The 2,527-nt window shown below is 58.0% G+C and carries 3 protein-coding genes; all 3 read left to right on the top strand.

Annotation, left to right across the window (positions count from 1 at the left end):
- The coding region (locus ACF8AM_RS10470) for a hypothetical protein (protein WP_392555590.1) at positions 1-282 on the top strand (282 nt) is incomplete at its 5' end.
- A 90-nt stretch (positions 283-372) separates the two neighbouring features.
- A complete protein-coding gene (locus ACF8AM_RS10465; protein WP_392555589.1) occupies positions 373-1,236 on the top strand; it encodes a PEP-CTERM sorting domain-containing protein in 864 nt (287 codons plus the stop codon).
- Between the two features lie 3 nt (positions 1,237-1,239).
- Positions 1,240-2,527 (top strand): AMP-binding protein (locus ACF8AM_RS10460; protein ID WP_392555588.1); only part of this gene is annotated, 1,288 nt, incomplete at its 3' end.

Below are 2,527 nucleotides of genomic sequence, written 5' to 3'. Positions count from 1 at the left end.
CCTTCCGGGAACACAGCACTGCTGTGTTTTGCGGTCGCGATGTGTGCATGCACTGGCGTGGTGTTGGTTCTCGCGCCGCCAGGAAGATCGAGCGATGCGGCATCGTTCTGCACCGCAACTTACTGGACGCTTCTCCATACCGAGCTGCGTTTAGCAAGTGTCTTTTCAGTGCCTGTTCAGCCGAGCTGCATGAACCGCTCCCATGTGGGAAATGGTTGCCTGCTCCTCACAAAAGCGGATTGGCCGACGCCCGCATGGGCGCGGTTGATGTTGCTTGGCTGAAGGCATCTCAATCAGTGGCCGTCAGGCCAAGGCTGGTCTTGCGCGCACTGATCAAAAATCCAGACCTCGCCATTCCTAATGATTCGCCCCATGAGATCCCTCACCCTCACGACACTCTTTGCACTCTTGATACTGATGAAGCCAGACCTAGCGTACGGCGACGTTGTAACCGGCGGAACGCTCACCTTTGATCTCGATGGTGATGCGTTTGCCGATGGGGCTGACGTTGACTACATCAACACGCGCGGCCAGGCAACCAACGGTTCCTTTCTCTATGACACCAACCAAAGCTTCATCGAGTTTGCGGGGCACAGTGCGACCAGTAACCCTGGCCGCCCAGCGGCTTCCGGAACGTTTGCCGATGCCGTCACGTCAGGTTGGACACGCCCCAGTACCACCGGCCTGAACTATGGATTCAACAGCGACTCCAGCTTGCAGACGCTCACCTTTGATGCGGGGTCGGTCGCAACGGGCGGTGCCACGGGATCGACGCAGTTCACTGGCGGGGATTCGTTTTGGTTCGCCAACTCCACGATGTACGATCCGATCGCAGACGTGCCCACAAGCACATGGTTTCACTACAAAAACCTGACACTGTCGTATGACGCGGATCGCATGGCACTGGACAGTGAGAACAGCGGTTGGCTGTTCACGCACAATCTGCCTGGATCGCTGGCTCTTTACGACATCCGCAATCTGACGATTGACACGACCGCCGCGACGCTGAGCACTCCCGGAACTTTGACGTTCAACGGTGACCTTTTCACGACGCCCGAGTTTCGTGGACAAGTCGGAATCCAGTCTGGTTTAGACGTCGGCAGTTTTTCGTTTGCGGGTGTCACCGCGGTTCCCGAACCATCCAGTGTGATGGTGCTTGCTGCGGCGGGCGCTGCCGGAGCCTTTTGGCGGCGCCGCAAACGAAAGCTCGATGCTCCCGTCGCGGTGGGAGCCTGACTCATGGCTGAGCTTCCCTTCAACGCCGCGGATGATTGCGAAACGTTGGACCAGGCCTGTCGATGCTTGGCCAAACGGTTCGCTACGCATCCAGCATTCAGAATCGACGAAGAGTCAATTGATTTTCGATCGCTCGACCACGCGTCCGATCGCGCCGCGGCCAGCCTCCGCGCTGAAGGTTGCTCTCCCGGTGACCGTGTCGCGATCATCGCTAAAGACTCCATCGCGAATTACGAACTCCTGCTGGCATGTGCCAAATCAGGCTGCGTGCTCGTGCCGCTGAACTGGAAGTTGTCCGCAAGCGAACTGGCCAATCTGATTCGTGATAGCCAAGCCCAAGTTGTCTTTGCCGACAATGAATCCGCTGCGAAACTGGCCGAGCATAATCTTCCCGTGCTCTCGATGGCGAACTACCCGGCCTGGCGAGATGCCGGCGACAACTCAGCACCGGCACACGTCGCCAGCACCAACGATCCGGTGGTTCAAATCTACACGTCCGGCACAACGGGGATTCCCAAAGGCGTTGTCCTGGCCCATCGAACATTCTTCGATTTGCGGCGCGGCATGCGGCGTCAAGGCGATGACTGGATGGGGCTGAATCACAACGATGTGCTGTTGCTGTCCCTGCCTCAATTCCACATCGGTGGATTGTGGTGGGCGATCCAAGGATTCTTGGTCGGTGCGACCGGTGTCCTGATGGAAGCGTTCATGGGTTGGAAGGCCCTCGAACTGATTGCGACGCATCGCATCACCCAGGTCCCGATGGTCCCGGCGATGATCCAATTCGCCATGGCAGAACCCTCCTTCGCGACAACGGATTTATCCAGCGTCCGCGGTTTCTTGTACGGCGGTTCACCAATCTCGGCCGATTTGCTCGCCCGTGCTCGGCAAGCTTTCTCAAAGGCGGACTTCTTTCAAATTTATGGATTGACCGAAACGGGGAACATGGCGATCTGTCTGCGTCCCAGCGACCACGAAGACGAATGCCTGTCCTCTGCTACCGGGCGTCCCTTGCCAGGCGTCGATTGCAAGATTGCTGACGGCGATGGCAACGAAGTCGAGTTGGGCGAGACCGGCGAAATCTGGCTGCGAACGCCTTCGGTGATGTTGGAATACTGGCAACGCCCCGACGAAACACATGAAACGCTCGTCGACGGATGGATCCGGACAGGCGACGCCGGTTACCGCGATGCCGCTGGCTACTTGTTCGTCTGCGATCGCGTCAAAGACATGATCATCTATGCCGGTGAAAACCTTTTCCCGGCAGAGATTGAATCCGCCCTGCAATCCC

It is taken from the genome of Rhodopirellula sp. JB055 (assembly GCF_043100905.1).
In the GTDB taxonomy this organism is placed as follows: Bacteria; Planctomycetota; Planctomycetia; order Pirellulales; family Pirellulaceae; genus Rhodopirellula.
The sequence above is the reverse complement of the archived record's forward strand: the minus strand, read 5'-3'. Positions and strand labels throughout refer to the sequence as shown.

What these genes read in the sequence shown, in the direction of transcription:
- ACF8AM_RS10465 (WP_392555589.1), top strand. Translation starts at nt 373, where the DNA reads ATGAGATCCCTCACCCTCACGACACTCTTTGCACTCTTGATACTGATG.